The sequence below is a fragment of the Bacillus silvicola genome (assembly GCF_050524305.1).
Taxonomy (GTDB): Bacteria; Bacillota; Bacilli; order Bacillales; family Bacillaceae_G; genus Bacillus_A; species Bacillus_A cereus_AT.
Genome location: NZ_JBNGVC010000001.1, coordinates 175,031 through 191,037 on the forward strand (window position 1 = coordinate 175,031; position 16,007 = coordinate 191,037).

Sequence of the window (16,007 nt, forward strand, 5' to 3'; positions counted from 1 at the left end):
TTCATGCATAATTTGGGCACAATTTTCACAGATCCTATCAGTTTCGTTTAATTGAAGCTCACCTTCTTGTTCCTCACAAACAATGCAGGGTGGGCGTTTTTTCGAAAATAGTTTCTTTAGCCATTTCCGCATCCTAAATCAGCGTTTACCCCCTGGTTTTTTAATCGATGAAGAAGTTCTTCGTTTTTTAGAACATGCAAAAGAAAACCGTTATTATATCGCTTATCTTCTTGCTATTACATGTGAAATGCGTAAAGGTGAAATCACAGGTCTACAATGGAAAGATATTGATTTTGAGAGACGAACGTTATCTGTTAACCGTTCCCTTTCTCACATTACAAAGGGATTCCATGAACTAAAAACCTCTTCAGGAAAGAGATTGCTGATTTTTCCTGACATTACTTTAATAGTACTAAATGACCATCTGCAAAAAATCTCTGATGAAAAAGAGCGATATGATGAAAGCTATAATGACTACGATTGGGTCTGCCGTTTCAGAAGTTTGACACAGCTCTGGAAAAAGCTTATAAAGAAAAGTGAGGTTCCTGATATTCGGTTCCATGATCTGAGACATACTCGTGTAACAATTATGTTAAAACAAAGTATATATCCTAAGATTGTAAGTGAACGATTAGGACATAAAAGAGTAAGTATCACACTGAAGACCTACTCACATGTTGTACCAGGACTTCAGGAAACTGCGGTGGATCAATTTGCAAACGAATTATTTGGAAAGAAAAACTTTTGTTAAAAGTTTTCGTTTCTAGGCAAAAACACCGCCTAAATAACCCCAAATATTATAAGTGAAAAAGGAGCAACAAAACATGAAAGAAATCAAATCTGAACAAGAATTCAAAGACATCATCGCAAGCGAGGAACCAGTTGTTGTTAAGTTCTTTACTACATGGTGCCCGGATTGCGTGCGTATGGACAACTTTATCGGAGATGTAATGGAAGAGTTCAATAAGTTTGAATGGTATTCTATTAATAAAGATGAGTTCCCAAGTATTGCGGAAGAGTATCAAGTAATGGGCATTCCAAGCCTACTTGTTTATCAAAATGGCGAGAAGCTTGGTCACTTACATAGTGCTAACGCAAAAACTGAAGAGCAAGTTACTGAGTTTTTAGAAGCATACTAAGATTAAAACCCTCTGAAAAATAATTTTTAGAGGGTTTTAATCTTTTTTCACAATTATCTTTCGTAGTTGTTTCGTCATTTCTTCAGAAGTGTAGTATACAGTTTCTTCATGACCAATGTACATAATTACACTCCTTTCTCCTTCATCTCCGAGGTATAAATGTATACCCTTCGTATCACTATTTTCATATGTAATTAGTATATCGTATTGTGGTATTTCACCTCTTCTCTTTTGTTTTTTCATGCTATTAAACATATTATTAATTCCATTGATTATTTGTTTGTCTTCTATGTTTAGAAAATAATTTTCATTTAATCCACCGTAGCCATTAAAAGTAGATATGGATACTTTAGAAATATTATGTTCCTTCACATTTTCAATATTTGATGAATTACACCCAGTCATTATAAGAACAATACATAGTAAGAAAAATATTAGTTTTTTCATCACCTTACCCTCCCACTCTTTAATTGTAAATGAATTCCAATTAATTCCAAACCTAAACTTTGTACTTTTCAACATTTTTTTCCTTAACGAAACTTTGTTATCCCCTTCTTAAAAAGCTATAAAACGTCAACAATGTTTGTATAGACCCACACGAGTTTCGTTTGATACTCTATGTATAGAAAGAAATTCCTAATAGGAAGGTGAGTGATTAAAATGGATTCTCTTTCTCATAAAGAAGCTGATAAAGGTGCTATTGTCAGCATTATGGCCTACATATTTTTATCCTCTATGAAAATTATCATCAGTTATATTACCCTCTCTAGCGCATTACGTGCTGATGGATTGAATAACTTAACGGATATTGGTGCTTCTTTAGCAATATTAATTGGCCTGAAAATTTCTCGTAAGCCTCGCGACCCAGATCATCCATATGGGCATTCGCGTGCAGAACAAATCGCATCACTTGTTGCTTCTTTTATTATGGCAACGGTCGGATTAGAAGTTGTGATTAGTGCAATTCAATCGTTTTTAAATCCGAAACAAGCAGCGCCTAATGTACTCGCTGCGTGGGTTGCTTTATTTTCTGCCGTCGTAATGTATTTCGTATATAAATATACGAAAAAGATTGCGATTCAAACAAAGAGTAAGTCGTTAGAAGCCGCTGCAAAAGATAATTTATCAGATGCACTCGTAAGTATTGGTACAGTAATAGGTATAGTCGGATCACAGTTCCAAATGCCTATTTTAGACCCTATTGCCGCTTTAATTGTCGGTCTTATTATTTGTAAAACCGCATGGGAAATTTTCGTAGAAGCTTCTCATATGCTAACGGATGGAATCGATCCAGATAAGATGGAAGAGTACGCTGATGCCATTGAACATATTGGTGGCGTGGAAAACATCGTAGATATTCGCGCTCGTATGTACGGGAATCAAACATACGTTGATATTACAATCGAGGTAGATGCCCGTATGGATGTTGGAGAAAGTCACTGTATTACTGACAACATCGAGGCTATGCTTCGAAAGAAATTCGGAATATACCATGCTCATATTCATGTGGAGCCCATGCAAAAAGAACCTATTATGACATAGGTTCTTTTTTGATGAACGCCTTATGAAATATAACACATAAAACGAGCCAGCTACCGCCCGCTGCCCATCCGGCTAATATATCAGATGGATAGTGCACGCCAAGATAAATCCGGCTAACTGAAATAGATAATACAACAAAGCTCGCTATAAAAATAATCAGCAACTTTTTATGCAATGAAATACGATCTTCTGTAATTGTGACGTATGCAATAAATCCTAAAAAAGCAGTAGCATTCATCGTATGACCGCTCGGAAAACTATATCCAGTTGCAGTAACAAGCTGCGTTACATCAGGTCTTGCTCGTTCGTACCATAGTTTAAGCATACTGTTTAAATAACGAGATCCATAATAATTAATTGTTAGAAGTAATGCACTAAGCAACTTTTTTCTAACGAGAAAATACATTACAAGTATAATGAGTAACGGAAAATATATTCTTTTGGAACCGATAAAAGACACCCAAGTAAAGTAGGCTGTCAAGTAGTCGTTTCGAAAACTTTGAATAAAATGCGCAACTATATTGTCAAATTTCTCAATACAAGCGGTATGATACGAAAGTGATAATACGACAAAACAAATGAGTAGCGTAAAACTTAACAAGTATAAATGTCGATATCGTTTCACATACATAACCTCACTATGCAAAAAAATGGAGCGGTTGTTTTAGTTTTCCTCTCCATTTCTTTTTTATGCATAGTTTATTAAAAAATATAATTGTTAATTTTTTCTTTCATCGCTGGAATATCTTCATTCGTTACTGTAAAGCGAATCACTTTCTCGTCAAGATCAAGCGCTTCCGTAAATAAACCTGCTAATCCACGAGATTTTCTGTCTACTTCCATAATAATCTCTAGGCGATCGTAAGTGCTTGGCAAAATTAATAATTCTAGCTCGTCTAATTTCCCATAATACTGTCCGGAAACAGGAACAAACTCAAACTCTTGTGCGAATGGAACTTGCTTACGTAATCGATACGGCAACTCTTCACATTCTATATGACGCGCTTTAAAACCTAATTGATTTACACTCTCTAACACACTATTTAATAGTGCATTTGGCAACACTTGAATGTAATCACGATCACTTGGGTCTATACTACGTTTAATATCAAGGCCTGTATGTACCCAAACTGTTTTCATTCCAAGTGTAAGCGGTGTTTCAACTGGCAGTTTAAATGAAAATGAAATTTCCTTTTTTTCATTCGGCTCAACAGAAAAAGGTTCTGTTAAACGAACTCGCTCTAAATCATACGTTGCCGTTACTTTTTTATCATCCACTTCTCTTACATAAGACGTCGATAACGTTAAGTAAATGCTTTCAATTTGTTGGCTAACTGAGCCTCCAGTTATATGAACCTTTCCTACTATCTCTTCTCCAACTATATACTCATCTTTTTCAAGAACCGTATCTACTTTTGCACTACCAATACCAACGCTTGCTAAAAACTTTTGAAACATGGGGTCTCCATCCTTTCTAAAGTGTAAGCTACATCTTTTTTCAGATCTTGTACATTCTCATAGTATGGCGCTTTCATTTGTAACATTCGCATTAGCATTTCGCGATTATATTCTTCCAATACTAACTCTTCATACCAAGGTTTTTCTTTTTTTTCAGTTGATTCATAACTAGCATACAGTAAAAATAATACGAAATGACCGAGCGCATAAAAATCGCTACGAAAGTGAACTTCTCGCATCAAAGCTTGTTCCCCTTCATAAGTTGTAGCTCTCTCATCACCCTCACCTTTCAATTTAGCCAAACCAAAATCAATAATACTAATTTGATTTTCTTTCATTAATATATTCGGAATACGTAAATCTCGGTGAATGATACCTTTACTATGAAAAACTGAAACAATTCCTAATATTTCATATAAAATTTTAAAAACCTCTCGTTCTTTATATACATGCCCATCTAAGAAAATATAATCTTCGAAATTTTCTCCCGGCATATACTCCATCACAAAAAAGCTCTTTTTCTCCCATACGAAATGATCATATAGACTAGGAATTGCATGATGATTTAATGTTTGTAAAATCATTTTCTCTTGTTCAAATGATTTTCTACCAGACTCATATCTTTGTTTACTTTGTCTTAATTGTTTTAAGACTTTATATTTATTTATTTGTAAATCATTAACGACATATGTAATCCCATAACTGCCCATTCCAATTACCGATTCAATGCTATAACGTTCTGCAACAATTGTATTTTTTCGCAGTGGTCTATCAAATAAAGCTAGTATACGACGCCATTTCATCAACTACTTGAAAAGAAGCTACGGCTTTTACGTTTTCTTTTATAATGATGATGCCCATAATCAGATGAACGTCGTTTATAATCGCTACTTGAATAAGAGCGCCCTCTATGACGATAATCACTACTTGAATACGAACGATATTTTTTCTTTCCTAATAAAGAATCAATAATTTTTTTGAACATCCCTTCACCTCTTGTATAAAAATTTCTTTTAATTATACCAATAATTGTTGACTCTGTTTGTGACAAGTTTGTAAAGAGTAAAAAACGACGAGTTAAGCCCGTCGTTACTTTCAATCTTCCTCTTCATCAAAAACTTCATCAATCATGCATTTCTCTAATAAATACTCAAATGTAATATCTGCTAGGTCCTCAATTTCTTCTCTTTTTGGAACGTATCCTCTTTCAATTAGTTGCTCATAAAAAAACTCCGCAATCTCTTCCGTATCAATTACGACTTCAATTTCCTTCATGAGCATCACTCCTTTATTTCTGTTTTATGAAAAAATCTCAAAATTATGTATATGAGATTAGAAAAATAGTTTTTCTTTTTTTATAGGTCATATCTTTTGGACGAGGTGCATACGATGGTAGTACAAGCTATCAAAAAGGGGGAAATAATTATGGAATACCAATATGAAGTAGATCAAGAAGTAGGGCAAACAAAAGAAGAGTTCATGCATGAAGATCAATGGGCAGACTCTCTTATTAAATGGCTTTTTATTTTTTTAATAATTGTAGGCATACCTTATACTGCATATGTTGTTGTTCAATTTATTCTCTCTTTCTAGTTAACTATTTTTTCTCTGTCAATTTAACTAAATAATTATGAACAACATCCATAACAATTTTGTATTCTTCATCTTTAAATGTATCGAATAACAAATGATAATCATTATAAATATCTAATAATCCATCAATAATTTCTTGGCGATTCGTCTTTACACTTACTTTTTTCGAATTGTTAATTGACTTCAACTTTCCTAAATCCAATTTATTCATACCAGCTTTATCTTGTTTCATTTTCTTCAAAATTGCATTTGCCGTTTGTGCATTAGCAAGTAATGTTAAATCCGATTCATCAGCTTCTAACCATTCACCATCCGTAATTCGTGACAATTCATATATAGTATCTTCCCATGCATCATTTTTATATCTCCATACTTCTGTACGAAAACCAACAATACGAAAAACGTCTTTATCATACCCAGTTACTTGCACGAGATCACCAAACGTAAAGTTATAATTTAATTCAATCCACTCTGTGTCGCCCTTTTTCATTTCTTGCTCCGTCACATGCTGCAGAGTTTGCTCTACATAAAATCCATCGTGATTATTTACTTCGTATACGTAAACTCCATCTAAAACCTTCATATTTGTAACTTTCCCAACGGTTCCATATAGCGTAATCACGACAATGTCCCCTACGTTGTATTTAGGTTGTTTTTTCCTTGCCATCTATATCTCTCCTTTTTTTAACGTCGTGATTTTGATAACAGTATATGCAACCTACATAAAAACGCTTATCACAGAAGCTTATATTCATAAATTTTTTCAATAAAAAAGTAGAATGTGTGTATAACTCAAAAAAGCTAGTATATATACTAGCTTTTACTTAACATTTATGTTCTAACAGCAAGGCGAAATTTAATAAAAAAACATAAGAAATACTTCACTTTTTTAAAGTAATGTATTCCTTATGTTTTCATTTACGTAGCACTCCAATATCGTTATCTCTCTTGTATATATAAATCCCATGCTTCATCAAATATAGACATACTCTCTAGCATTCCACTTAACTCTAAATATGAACTAATTTCATCATAGTCTTCAGATTGCTTCGGAAAACTTAAATCATCATACATCGCCTCTGCTAAATCTGATATTTCATTTTTAAATAAAGCTGCACGGTGCTTCATCATATAATGGTAAAATGTCTTTTTCAAAAATATTCCCTACCTTTCTAACTTGGGTACATTATACAAGGCGAAATAGAAAAAAACCAGCATAAAAGCTGGTTAAAAGTCGAAATAATTCCTTTTTAATAGACGAGGTCTTCCCATCAACTCTTCGTACGTTAGTTGTTTTGGCAAATCTTTCGTATAGATTAAAAACAACTGGTCTTCAATTTCTTTTACAGTATGGTCTGATTGATAATCCATTCCACATGAGGAACAAGTTATACATGGTGTTTCTTGGATTTCAATGGCTTTCGTACCATCTGGTAATTCCCAATATACAGTATTCAAGCTTTCTTTCGCTTCTGTACTGTCACACCACATACAATTCATACTGCGTCACCCTCATTTTTTTTGTCATCTTCTAACTTTGCCATTTGTGCTTGATATTTTTTATCTTTTAATTGATCACGCTTATCACGTTTATCTTTTAAAGAAGCATGCGTTTCATTGACTTCATAATCTTTACGGCGATTCATACGTTGTAAATCATCTGGAACAAGATTAAATTTCTTATCACTCATCAATCCTGCAACGCCGATATCAGAACGTTTCTCTTCATAAGTCGGATAAATTTCTTTAAAGTAGCCTTCTGCTCTTCCTGGGATATAATTTTCTGGTTCTGGATACGTTGTAATAACCCCTTCAAAGTTACGAAGTACCACTTTATCCGCACTTTGTGAAATTAAATAGTTTGGCTGAAGCGCAATTTTTCCGCCTCCGCCCGGTGCATCAACAACGAATGTCGGTACTGCATAACCAGATGTATGTCCACGTAAGCCTTCAATAATTTCAAGACCTTTAGAAACTGGTGCACGGAAATGACCGATACCTTCTGATAAATCACATTGATAAATGTAATATGGACGAACACGAATTTTTACTAAATCGTGCATAAGTTTTTTCATGATTGGAACGCTGTCATTAATTCCAGCTAAGATTACAGCTTGGTTTCCAATTGGAACACCTGCATTTGCAAGCATTTCACATGCTAGTTTCGATTCTTCTGTAATCTCAATAGAAGTGTTAAAATGCGTATTTAGCCATACTGGATGGTATTTTTTAATAATGTTACATAGGTTTTCTGTAATACGTTGCGGGAATACAACCGGTGCTCTCGTTCCGATACGAATAATCTCGACATGCGGGATTGCTCGTAAATTCTTTAATACATATTCTAAAATTTTATCATTAATTAGAAGTCCATCACCGCCAGAAATTAAAACGTCACGTACTTGTGGTGTTTCACTAATATAAGCAATCGCATCATCTAATTGCTTTTTCGGTACGCCCATCCCAATTTGTCCACTAAAACGACGACGTGTACAGTAACGGCAATACATAGAACATTGATTCGTTACTAAAAATAGTACACGGTCTGGATAACGATGCGTTAACCCTGGAACTGGTGAATCTTCATCTTCATGAAGAGGATCTTCTAAATCATATTTTGTTTTATATAACTCTTCCGAAATCGGTACTGATTGCATCCGAATCGGACAGCGTGGGTCATCAGGATTCATTAGCCAAGCATAGTACGGTGTAATGTTTAACGGGATTGTTTTCGTTGAAATTTTAACGCCTTCTTCTTCTTCAGGTGTCAAGTTAATTACTTTCTTTAAATCATCTAAAGTTTTGATCGTATTCGTTAATTGCCAAACCCAATCATTCCATTGTTCCTCTGTAATATCTTTCCATAATTCGATATCTTTCCAGTGACGATTTGGTTTGTATACATCATGTAACATTGCTATTCCCCCTTTTTATACGCTCATCCTTTATATAAGCAATAATTATGCCAACTTCATATTCTTGATAAGTAAATGTGAGAAATACCCTATTATATATGAGAAAAAATATTTTCAAGTGCAGTACTAAAACAATATTTACTATCATATTCATTACTTTTTATATATGTAAACGCTCTTTTATTGGTGCAAACACACAAAAACCGCCGATTATTCGGCGGTTTTGTCGTACTTGCTCAGTTTATATTGAAGCGTTTGACGCGGAATACCTAACATTTTTGCTGCTTGCAAAATATTCCCTTCCGTTTCAATTAACGCTTGATCTATTAATTCTTTTTCCGTTTGATGAAGAGCTTCCCTAAGCGGTAATATACTTTTCTTCTTTGGAAGTTTCTCTTTCCTAAATATACGTGGTAAACACTTTGCGGTTAATGAACTCCCTTCCGCAATAATGACTGCATGTTCAATCGTATGTTTTAACTCACGAACATTTCCTGGCCATTGATAAGCTTGTAATCTTTCTTTTGCTTCCTTATCCATTTGAAGTACACCTTTTTTATAACTTTTATTATATTCTTTCAAAAAATAAGACGCTAATAACAGTACATCCTCAGTTCTTTCGCGAAGTGGCGGGATATATAATGAAAACACATTTAATCGATAGTATAAATCAGTGCGGATTTTATTTTCTCTTAAACATACTTCTGGAGGCTGATTCATCGCAGTAATAACGCGAACATCTACTTTTCTCGTCTTATTATCACCAATGCGACGAATAACTCCATCCTCTAATACACGTAGCATTTTCGCTTGTAAATCGAGTGGCATTGAATTCAGTTCATCTAAAAACAATGTTCCTCCATCTACAAGTTCAAACAATCCAGCTCGTTCAATTGCCCCTGTATAGCTTCCTTTTGTCGTTCCAAACAATAAACTTTCTAATAGCGACTCTGGCAAAGCTGCGCAGTTTTGTGCAATAAATGGCTTATTTTTCCGTTTAGACGCTTCATGAATGGCTTGCACAAATAGCTCTTTCCCTGTTCCAGTTTCACCATATATTAAAACATTTGCATCAGTTGGCGCTACTTTTTGCGCTAATTCTTTCGTCTGTTTAAACCGAGCATCATTAGTTACTATCGTCTCAAACGCAACATGCTTTTTTATCGCTTTTTTGCCAGATGATCGCTTTATTTTTGACTGTAAATCGACTATTGTATCAGTAAGTTTTTGAATTGTAGAATAGTCCTTTGCAATTTCAACAGCACCAGCAATATTTCCATCTATAAAAATAGGTAACGTCGTATTTACCGTACAAACATCTTCTCCATTTAAATTTTGATAATGCTGCGCTTGATGTACAATTGGTTTTTTTGTATCTAACACCTTCATCAATGTACTCGTGTCCCTAGATAAAGAAGGGAACGCTTCTAACAAATGCTTTCCTAACACTTTTTCAATTTTGGATCCATCATGTTTTGCTGCAACGGTATTGTAAAAAATTGTAATTCCATTTTCATCTACTGCGTGTATAGCCTCATCAATACTGCCCAAAATCGCTTCAATGACTTCTTGTGTCGAAACTGCTAGCAATGTCATCCCCCCTTTTGCCGAAAATCTGGCAAATACATGCTGAATTTTCGGCATCCCTCTGTGCGATTATAAGCATGACGATCCCGTTCCATTATTTTGATGAAATTTGTATATATTTTTATCGCTTATTTATGGTTAAGTGAAACTTTAATCAGTGGGGCTTTATTCATCCCCACTGATTATTATCCTGACTCCCACCTAACTGCTTTGCTTTACAGCCGAATTTTGAGGCGGGAATCTTACTGCGTTCGAATAGCTTGATAAATCTTTCACCCATATATTCATATCTTCCAACTTATCAAAAATGTAGCAATTATTCGCGAGCCTTCCCGTATATGTATAGCCTAATTGATGAAAGGCTGCATTCATACCGAAAGATAGCGAACGAGCAATTGTATACGAACAAAAAATAGATCTTTCTTGAAGTTCTTCCTCTAACTTAATTAGCAAACTTTTCATAAAACCATGTTTTCGATATTCAGGTAATGTAGCACAATTCGTTAATTCTGCATTACCTTCTTTCACATTCATCTCAGCAGATGCTGTACTAATAATTTTCCCTTTAAATTCATAAACATAGTAAATTGTATCGTCTTCCTTCATCGTCTGCTTTACATAACTCGCTTCATTTAAAGGTGTCGGATAAACTTCAAATACTTTCCCAAAGACAATTGCTAATTCTTCCGCGTCTTCTTCTGTCGCTTTTCTTAACACAAACTCCTCTGGGACTATTTTTTCTTTCACTTCTTTTGCTTTTACACCACTTAAAATGCTATCTTCCTCATTCCAATGAATACTATTTCGTCTTTCATTGGAATGATATTTCACGAAGAAGTACGCAGCGTGACCTTGAAAATAATGAGGTATCGTTGCTTCCAATAAGAAACCGAAAGAGAGCCATGTTGAAACATGCTCTCCCTTTCCTTTAATAATACATTTAGTGAAAGAATGTTTCTCTGCTAATTCATCGATTGTTTGTATAATGCGTTCAACATTTCCTGTATAGTGATCAACTCTAACACGTTTATTAAAATAGTCTAATACCCCTTCTACTGTGTAATACTTTGTCTGTTCACTAAAAGATTCATAGTATTTCATTTCTTCACCTCACACCAATCTAGTAATGTACATGCAATTATTTTCGCGGCAGCAATCATTTTATCAACTTCTATATATTCGTTTGGATAATGTGCTACTTTCGTCTCTCCTGGACCAAATACTATCGTTGGTACGTTAGCGATTTGTGTGAACAAACCTCCATCTGTTCCCCATGGCGATGCTTCTATAATCGGTTCGTTCCCTTCAATTTCAACAAAGTTATGCCCAAGCGTTGTAATAAGCGGATGATTTTCTTCTAGTTCACCAGGAACCCATCTCGCTCCAAACCATTCTACTTCTACAGGATTTTTTACAAACCAACTATCCACTTCTTTTAATTCACCAATCCAGCCTTCAAACTCTTCTTTTGCTGCCTCTATAGTCTCATTCGGCGCAATACCACATCTTCCTTCTAAAATTAATGAATCGGGAACAGAACTTGGCCAGCTTCCCCCTTCAATTTTCCCAATGTTAATTGGAATCGGAATCGGAATCCCCTTAAATAATGGATCTGTAATTCGACTATTTCTCTTCTCTTCTAATTTTCTCAAATGATCTACAACAAACATACTTTTTTCTATAGCACTTACTCCTTCATAACGTGTACCACCGTGTGCTGCTTTGCCTTTTATATGTAGACGAAACCACATTGACCCTTGTTGTTTCGGAAAAAATTTCATATTCGTCGGCTCAGGAATAATAACGCCATCTGCCTTATACCCTCGTAAAATAGCTGCTAATGTTCCTGCCCCACCGCTCTCTTCTTCTATTACACTTTGAAAATGTATATCACCTTTTAGTTCAATACCACATTCAATAATCGCTTCCATCGCAAGCATAAGTGAGACATTGCCGCCTTTCATATCTGTTGTTCCACGTCCATATATGCGGTTTCCTATTTTCTCTCCACTATACGGATGATGGTCCCACTGATTTACATCGCCTTCTGGCACGACATCAATATGGCCATTTAAAATCATAGATTTCCCTTCGCCACTTCCTTTTAAAGTCGCTACAATGTTCGGGCTATCTGTAAAGCTTGTACGAGGTGATACGAAATAAGGGTGATCTTTTATTTCATTAAAAGCAGGCTCCCAAATGTCGAGGTCTAGACCTAACTCACGCAACTTTTCAATAACAATTGCCTGCGCACCACTTTCATCACCAGATACGCTCTTTTCTTGAATTAATCGTGTTAAAAATTTTACGCTCTCTTCTTCATGACTCTCAATATAATCACAAACTTGTTTTTTTAATTGCTCCATATATTACAGCTCCCCTCATTCAATTACTAGTAAATTTGAGCTTATTTGAAAATCAGCCGTCGTATGTCGTTTTACATCTTCTACATTGTACGGACTCATTAATTCTTGTAAGACAAGTCCACTTGGAGTCACTTCCATTACAGCCATGTCTGTAATAATTAAATCTACACATTTTTTCGAAGTTAATGGCAATGTACATTCCGAAACAATCTTTGCATTTCCGTATTTATCCACATGATTCATCACAACAACGACTCGCTTCGCTTTTTGCGCTAAATCCATCGCTCCTCCAATACCTGGAACGCGTTTTCCTGGTACAATCCAGTTTGCTAAATCACCATTTTCACTTACTTGTAACGAACCAAGTATCGTAACATCAAGTAATCCTTTTCGAATCATGCCAAACGCCATACAGCTATCGAAATAACTTGCTCCTGTAATGAGCGATGTTGGTAAACCAGCTGCATTACATAAATTCTCATCTTCATTCCCTTTACTTGGCGTTGGTCCCATACCGACAATACCGTTTTCTGCGTGAAACATAACATTCATATCTTCTGGCAAATGATTCGGTACAAGCGATGGGATTCCAATACCTAAATTTACAATCATGCCATTTTGAATTTCTCTCGCTGCACGTCTTGCAATCTTATCTCTCACTTCTACGCCCATACCCATTTCCAATTCACTCCTTCCGATGGCACGATATAATTTACAAATACACCCGGGACGACAATTTCTTCTGGATCTAAACTTCCAAGTGGAACAATTTCTTCTGCTTCTACAATCGTTATGTCCCCAGCCATAGCTACGTGCGGATTCATATTACGAGCGCTTTTATCAAATACCAGATTTCCAAACGGATCCGCTTTTTTCGCATATACAATTGCGACTTCAGCCGTTAAAGCTGTTTCAACTAAATATGTCTTTCCATTCATTTCAACTGTTCGTTTTCCTTCTTCTACAATCGTATCGACACCAACATCAACTAAAATACCACCAAGGCCTACACCACCAGCGCGAATACGCTCTGCTAATGTTCCTTGCGGAGAAAACTCAATCTGCAATCTGCCTTCATTTAATTGTCTTCCCGCATTTGGGTTTGATCCAATATGAGAAGTAACTAAAGATTTAACCCTTTCATTCGTAACAAGACGACCGATTCCTACATCAGGAAATCCAGTATCATTTCCTATTAAATTTAAATTCGTAATGCCTTTATCTAAAACAGCTTGAATTAAAGATGGAGGGGATCCAATCCCTCCAAATCCCCCAAACATTAATGTCATATCATCATGGAACAAAGAAATTACTTCCTCTACTTCTTTTAATTTACCGAATGTATTTGTAATAGTTGTCATGCGATACTATGCCCTCCTTTTTGCATCATCTCTTCCACGCTCTTTACAAAAATTGAAAGTAATTCATCTAACTCGGAATATGTAGTTGTCATTGGTGGTGCAACAAGCAGTGCACTATCCTCTTTTCCTGCTTGCCCTGAAACAGCTTGGTATAAGAGTAATCCATTTTTAGCCGCAACCGAAATAAGTTCCGACGCTTTTGTAAACGGTTGCAATTCTATTCCAATTAGCAATCCTTTTCCACGTACATCGGCAATAATTGTCGATTGTTGCTGAACTTTCTGTAAACCTTTTAATAAATACTCTCCCTTTTCTGCTGTTTTTTCAGGTAGATTATGTTTCTCCATATATTCAATAACAGCTAATGCCGTTGCTGCAGACAATGGATTTGCACTAAGCGTATGCCCGCTCATTACAGAACGTGATCCACGTAAAATCGGCTCCATAACACGGTCACTTACAACTGTCGCTGCCATTGGTGTATATCCCGCTCCGAGCCCCTTACCAAGCGTCATAATATCCGGTTCTACACCCCAGTGCTCCATCGCAAACCATGCACCAGTACGACCAAGTCCAGTCATTACTTCATCCGCAATAAATAATATATCGTAATGACTACAAATATCTTTAATTACTTTATAATATTCTTTCGGCGGGACAATCGCGCCTCCAGCAGCCCCAATAATCGGTTCAGCGATAAAAGCTGCAATATGTTCTGCACCAATTCGGTCAATCGCTCTTTCTAGTTCAGTCGCACAAGCAAGCTGGCAAGTTGGATATACCTTCTGTACAGGGCATCTAAAACAGTAAGGAGCTGGAATAGTTGGATAATCTTCCAAAATAGATACGAAACGTTGTCTGCGCAGCGGATGCCCAGACATTGATAAGGCTCCCATAGTAATACCATGATAGCTCATCCATCGTGACAAAATTTTATGTTTCCCTTGAATACCGCGCTCCTGAAAATGCTGAATTGCAATTTTCATAGCTGTTTCATTTGCTTCCGTACCACTATTTACAAAAAAGCTCCAGTTCAAATCTCCTACACTTAAATCACTTAACTTCTTCGCTAATTTTTCAGCTGGTTCACTCGTAAACTGTGACCTATATACGAAAGCAATCTCCTCTGCTTGCTTTTTAATAACGTCTGCAATCTCCTTTACGCCATGCCCAATACCTGCCGTAATTGCTCCTGACGAACCATCAAAATATTTGTTTCCGTTTTGATCATACAAATAAACACCTTCTCCATGTGAAATCATTGGATACGGCTGACCAACAAGTGGTTTAATTAAGTAATCGCGCATAGCGCTCCCCCATTTCTCCAATTTGTATATATATATGAAGAAAATTGACGTTTCTTTCATAAAAAAGAACCCTCTGCGAAAGCAGTGAATTTATCAAAAAACTATTATAAAATATACAAATGAGTGCAAAATATTAGTTTAAAAACAGAAAATTCAGAACATGAATTAAAGACCAATCCTTATCTGTCCGCTTAAACACCCCTCCTTGATTTAAGATAACAACAAATTAAATGCTTTTTTAACATAATATCAGCTTCCTTCAATTGCCGACATTGTGTAAACTTCGACGGAACTCCCGTTAATCTCCTTCCTATTATCCTACTTTATATTGCATATTTTCAAACAAAATTCGACATTTCACTTCACTATATAGATAACAAATCACAATTATCGTAACTATTACTAAACAAGTAGTACCATCTATTTAAAACAATAAAAAAAGAACCGATTAACCACAGTAATCAGTTCGGCACGACGCTCTTTTATCCGATATTACCTTTTCCAGCCAGTTCACTTATTGGGAATAGAAATACTTATAGTGCAAATCCAACATTTGTACCACAGCCTAAAGCACGAAATCCTCCATAACTAAATTCACACTACATACCCGGGATATCCACATCCCCATTGTGCTCCTTCCTTCAAAGTCAAACTACCTTTCCTTTATAAATTATGTAGGACAATTACCGATTTGTATGTGTGTTTGCCTATAAATAAAAAAATCCCTATTTTAACTTTT

20 protein-coding genes are annotated in these 16,007 nt (G+C 35.6%); 4 read left to right on the forward strand and 16 right to left on the reverse strand.

The annotated features are described in order from the left end of the window. Nucleotides 1-217: 217 nt before the first annotated feature. The gene (locus ACP6L7_RS00895) at nt 218-751 is read left to right on the forward strand and encodes a site-specific integrase (RefSeq protein WP_303660213.1); all 534 of its coding nucleotides are present in this window, start codon (nt 218-220) and stop codon (nt 749-751) included. 73 nt (nt 752-824) lie between these two features. Further along, nucleotides 825-1,139, forward strand: a complete 315-nt coding sequence (locus ACP6L7_RS00900) for a thioredoxin family protein (protein ID WP_000658777.1) — start codon at nt 825-827, stop codon at nt 1,137-1,139. A gap of 36 nt (nt 1,140-1,175) precedes the next feature. Here the strand turns inward: ACP6L7_RS00900 and ACP6L7_RS00905 are convergent, their stop codons facing one another. Further along, complete coding sequence (locus ACP6L7_RS00905) at nt 1,176-1,586, reverse strand: YhfM domain-containing protein (protein WP_097832044.1); 411 nt, start codon at nt 1,584-1,586, stop codon at nt 1,176-1,178. A 213-nt stretch (nt 1,587-1,799) separates the two neighbouring features. Between ACP6L7_RS00905 and ACP6L7_RS00910 the strand changes: the two genes are divergently transcribed. Further along, nucleotides 1,800-2,681 carry a cation diffusion facilitator family transporter gene (locus ACP6L7_RS00910; RefSeq protein ID WP_141533526.1) on the forward strand — a complete coding sequence of 294 codons (882 nt, stop codon included), beginning with the start codon at nt 1,800-1,802 and terminating at the stop codon, nt 2,679-2,681. Here ACP6L7_RS00910 and ACP6L7_RS00915 read toward each other — a convergent pair. The 5 genes from ACP6L7_RS00915 to ACP6L7_RS00935 all read right to left on the reverse strand — a co-directional run bounded on the left by ACP6L7_RS00915 (nt 2,671) and on the right by ACP6L7_RS00935 (nt 5,414). Continuing rightward, nucleotides 2,671-3,306: a phosphatase PAP2 family protein gene (locus ACP6L7_RS00915; RefSeq protein WP_141533525.1), complete on the reverse strand. Its 636-nt coding sequence runs from the start codon at nt 3,304-3,306 to the stop codon at nt 2,671-2,673. The genes ACP6L7_RS00910 and ACP6L7_RS00915 overlap by 11 nt on opposite strands. A 77-nt stretch (nt 3,307-3,383) precedes the next feature. After that, entirely contained in the window at nt 3,384-4,139 is a 756-nt protein-coding gene (locus ACP6L7_RS00920; RefSeq protein WP_097831990.1) for a sporulation protein, read from the reverse strand. Then, nucleotides 4,121-4,942: a serine/threonine protein kinase gene (locus ACP6L7_RS00925; protein WP_097831989.1), complete on the reverse strand. Its 822-nt coding sequence runs from the start codon at nt 4,940-4,942 to the stop codon at nt 4,121-4,123. The genes ACP6L7_RS00920 and ACP6L7_RS00925 overlap by 19 nt, the downstream gene beginning before the upstream one ends. Then, the gene (locus ACP6L7_RS00930) at nt 4,942-5,124 is read right to left on the reverse strand and encodes a hypothetical protein (RefSeq protein ID WP_071745888.1); all 183 of its coding nucleotides are present in this window, start codon (nt 5,122-5,124) and stop codon (nt 4,942-4,944) included. Before ACP6L7_RS00930 ends, ACP6L7_RS00925 begins: the two co-directional genes overlap by 1 nt. A gap of 110 nt (nt 5,125-5,234) precedes the next feature. Then, on the reverse strand, nt 5,235-5,414 hold the full coding sequence (locus ACP6L7_RS00935) for a YozD family protein (RefSeq protein ID WP_000658452.1): 180 nt from the start codon (nt 5,412-5,414) through the stop codon (nt 5,235-5,237). 150 nt (nt 5,415-5,564) lie between these two features. Here ACP6L7_RS00935 and ACP6L7_RS00940 point away from each other — a divergent pair, with 150 nt between their 5' ends. Beyond that, nucleotides 5,565-5,732 carry a DUF3930 family protein gene (locus ACP6L7_RS00940; protein WP_000456534.1) on the forward strand — a complete coding sequence of 56 codons (168 nt, stop codon included), beginning with the start codon at nt 5,565-5,567 and terminating at the stop codon, nt 5,730-5,732. 4 nt (nt 5,733-5,736) lie between these two features. Here ACP6L7_RS00940 and ACP6L7_RS00945 read toward each other — a convergent pair whose 3' ends face one another. The 10 genes from ACP6L7_RS00945 to ACP6L7_RS00990 form a co-directional block, all read right to left on the reverse strand. Next, on the reverse strand, nt 5,737-6,399 hold the full coding sequence (locus ACP6L7_RS00945) for a hypothetical protein (protein WP_000101504.1): 663 nt from the start codon (nt 6,397-6,399) through the stop codon (nt 5,737-5,739). Nucleotides 6,400-6,671: 272 nt separating this feature from the next. Further along, nucleotides 6,672-6,887, reverse strand: coding sequence for a YozE family protein (locus tag ACP6L7_RS00950; RefSeq protein WP_071745820.1), 216 nt, complete (start codon nt 6,885-6,887; stop codon nt 6,672-6,674). A gap of 72 nt (nt 6,888-6,959) precedes the next feature. Next, a complete protein-coding gene (locus ACP6L7_RS00955) occupies nt 6,960-7,232 on the reverse strand; it encodes a YokU family protein (RefSeq protein WP_002119088.1) in 273 nt (90 codons plus the stop codon). Continuing rightward, on the reverse strand, nt 7,229-8,647 hold the full coding sequence (gene kamA, locus ACP6L7_RS00960) for a lysine 2,3-aminomutase (RefSeq protein ID WP_097831987.1): 1,419 nt from the start codon (nt 8,645-8,647) through the stop codon (nt 7,229-7,231). The genes ACP6L7_RS00955 and kamA overlap by 4 nt, the downstream gene beginning before the upstream one ends. A gap of 210 nt (nt 8,648-8,857) precedes the next feature. Further along, nucleotides 8,858-10,243 carry an arginine utilization transcriptional regulator RocR gene (gene rocR, locus ACP6L7_RS00965; protein WP_097831986.1) on the reverse strand — a complete coding sequence of 462 codons (1,386 nt, stop codon included), beginning with the start codon at nt 10,241-10,243 and terminating at the stop codon, nt 8,858-8,860. A 192-nt stretch (nt 10,244-10,435) separates the two neighbouring features. Next, nucleotides 10,436-11,335 carry a putative beta-lysine N-acetyltransferase gene (ablB, locus tag ACP6L7_RS00970; RefSeq protein WP_097831985.1) on the reverse strand — a complete coding sequence of 300 codons (900 nt, stop codon included), beginning with the start codon at nt 11,333-11,335 and terminating at the stop codon, nt 10,436-10,438. Continuing rightward, nucleotides 11,332-12,600, reverse strand: a complete 1,269-nt coding sequence (locus tag ACP6L7_RS00975) for a peptidase (RefSeq protein WP_097831984.1) — start codon at nt 12,598-12,600, stop codon at nt 11,332-11,334. Before ACP6L7_RS00975 ends, ablB begins: the two co-directional genes overlap by 4 nt. Nucleotides 12,601-12,615: 15 nt before the next feature. Beyond that, nucleotides 12,616-13,278, reverse strand: coding sequence for a CoA transferase subunit B (locus ACP6L7_RS00980; RefSeq protein WP_097831983.1), 663 nt, complete (start codon nt 13,276-13,278; stop codon nt 12,616-12,618). Continuing rightward, nucleotides 13,263-13,961, reverse strand: a complete 699-nt coding sequence (gene atoD / locus ACP6L7_RS00985; RefSeq protein ID WP_000208113.1) for an acetate CoA-transferase subunit alpha — start codon at nt 13,959-13,961, stop codon at nt 13,263-13,265. The genes ACP6L7_RS00980 and atoD overlap by 16 nt, the downstream gene beginning before the upstream one ends. Next, complete coding sequence (locus ACP6L7_RS00990) at nt 13,958-15,268, reverse strand: aspartate aminotransferase family protein (protein WP_097831982.1); 1,311 nt, start codon at nt 15,266-15,268, stop codon at nt 13,958-13,960. The genes atoD and ACP6L7_RS00990 overlap by 4 nt, the downstream gene beginning before the upstream one ends. Between the last annotated feature and the right edge of the window lie 739 nt (nt 15,269-16,007).

Coding starts and splice junctions, on each gene's coding strand:
- atoD (WP_000208113.1), bottom strand. CDS start 13,961: ATGACAACTATTACAAATACATTCGGTAAATTAAAAGAAGTAGAGGAA.
- ablB (WP_097831985.1), bottom strand. CDS start 11,335: ATGAAATACTATGAATCTTTTAGTGAACAGACAAAGTATTACACAGTA.
- ACP6L7_RS00925 (WP_097831989.1), bottom strand. CDS start 4,942: ATGAAATGGCGTCGTATACTAGCTTTATTTGATAGACCACTGCGAAAA.
- ACP6L7_RS00945 (WP_000101504.1), bottom strand. CDS start 6,399: ATGGCAAGGAAAAAACAACCTAAATACAACGTAGGGGACATTGTCGTG.
- ACP6L7_RS00930 (WP_071745888.1), bottom strand. CDS start 5,124: ATGTTCAAAAAAATTATTGATTCTTTATTAGGAAAGAAAAAATATCGT.
- ACP6L7_RS00935 (WP_000658452.1), bottom strand. CDS start 5,414: ATGAAGGAAATTGAAGTCGTAATTGATACGGAAGAGATTGCGGAGTTT.
- ACP6L7_RS00910 (WP_141533526.1), top strand. CDS start 1,800: ATGGATTCTCTTTCTCATAAAGAAGCTGATAAAGGTGCTATTGTCAGC.
- kamA (WP_097831987.1), bottom strand. CDS start 8,647: ATGTTACATGATGTATACAAACCAAATCGTCACTGGAAAGATATCGAA.
- ACP6L7_RS00900 (WP_000658777.1), top strand. CDS start 825: ATGAAAGAAATCAAATCTGAACAAGAATTCAAAGACATCATCGCAAGC.
- rocR (WP_097831986.1), bottom strand. CDS start 10,243: ATGACATTGCTAGCAGTTTCGACACAAGAAGTCATTGAAGCGATTTTG.
- ACP6L7_RS00955 (WP_002119088.1), bottom strand. CDS start 7,232: ATGAATTGTATGTGGTGTGACAGTACAGAAGCGAAAGAAAGCTTGAAT.
- ACP6L7_RS00940 (WP_000456534.1), top strand. CDS start 5,565: ATGGAATACCAATATGAAGTAGATCAAGAAGTAGGGCAAACAAAAGAA.
- ACP6L7_RS00980 (WP_097831983.1), bottom strand. CDS start 13,278: ATGGGTATGGGCGTAGAAGTGAGAGATAAGATTGCAAGACGTGCAGCG.
- ACP6L7_RS00990 (WP_097831982.1), bottom strand. CDS start 15,268: ATGCGCGATTACTTAATTAAACCACTTGTTGGTCAGCCGTATCCAATG.
- ACP6L7_RS00905 (WP_097832044.1), bottom strand. CDS start 1,586: ATGAAAAAACTAATATTTTTCTTACTATGTATTGTTCTTATAATGACT.
- ACP6L7_RS00975 (WP_097831984.1), bottom strand. CDS start 12,600: ATGGAGCAATTAAAAAAACAAGTTTGTGATTATATTGAGAGTCATGAA.
- ACP6L7_RS00920 (WP_097831990.1), bottom strand. CDS start 4,139: ATGTTTCAAAAGTTTTTAGCAAGCGTTGGTATTGGTAGTGCAAAAGTA.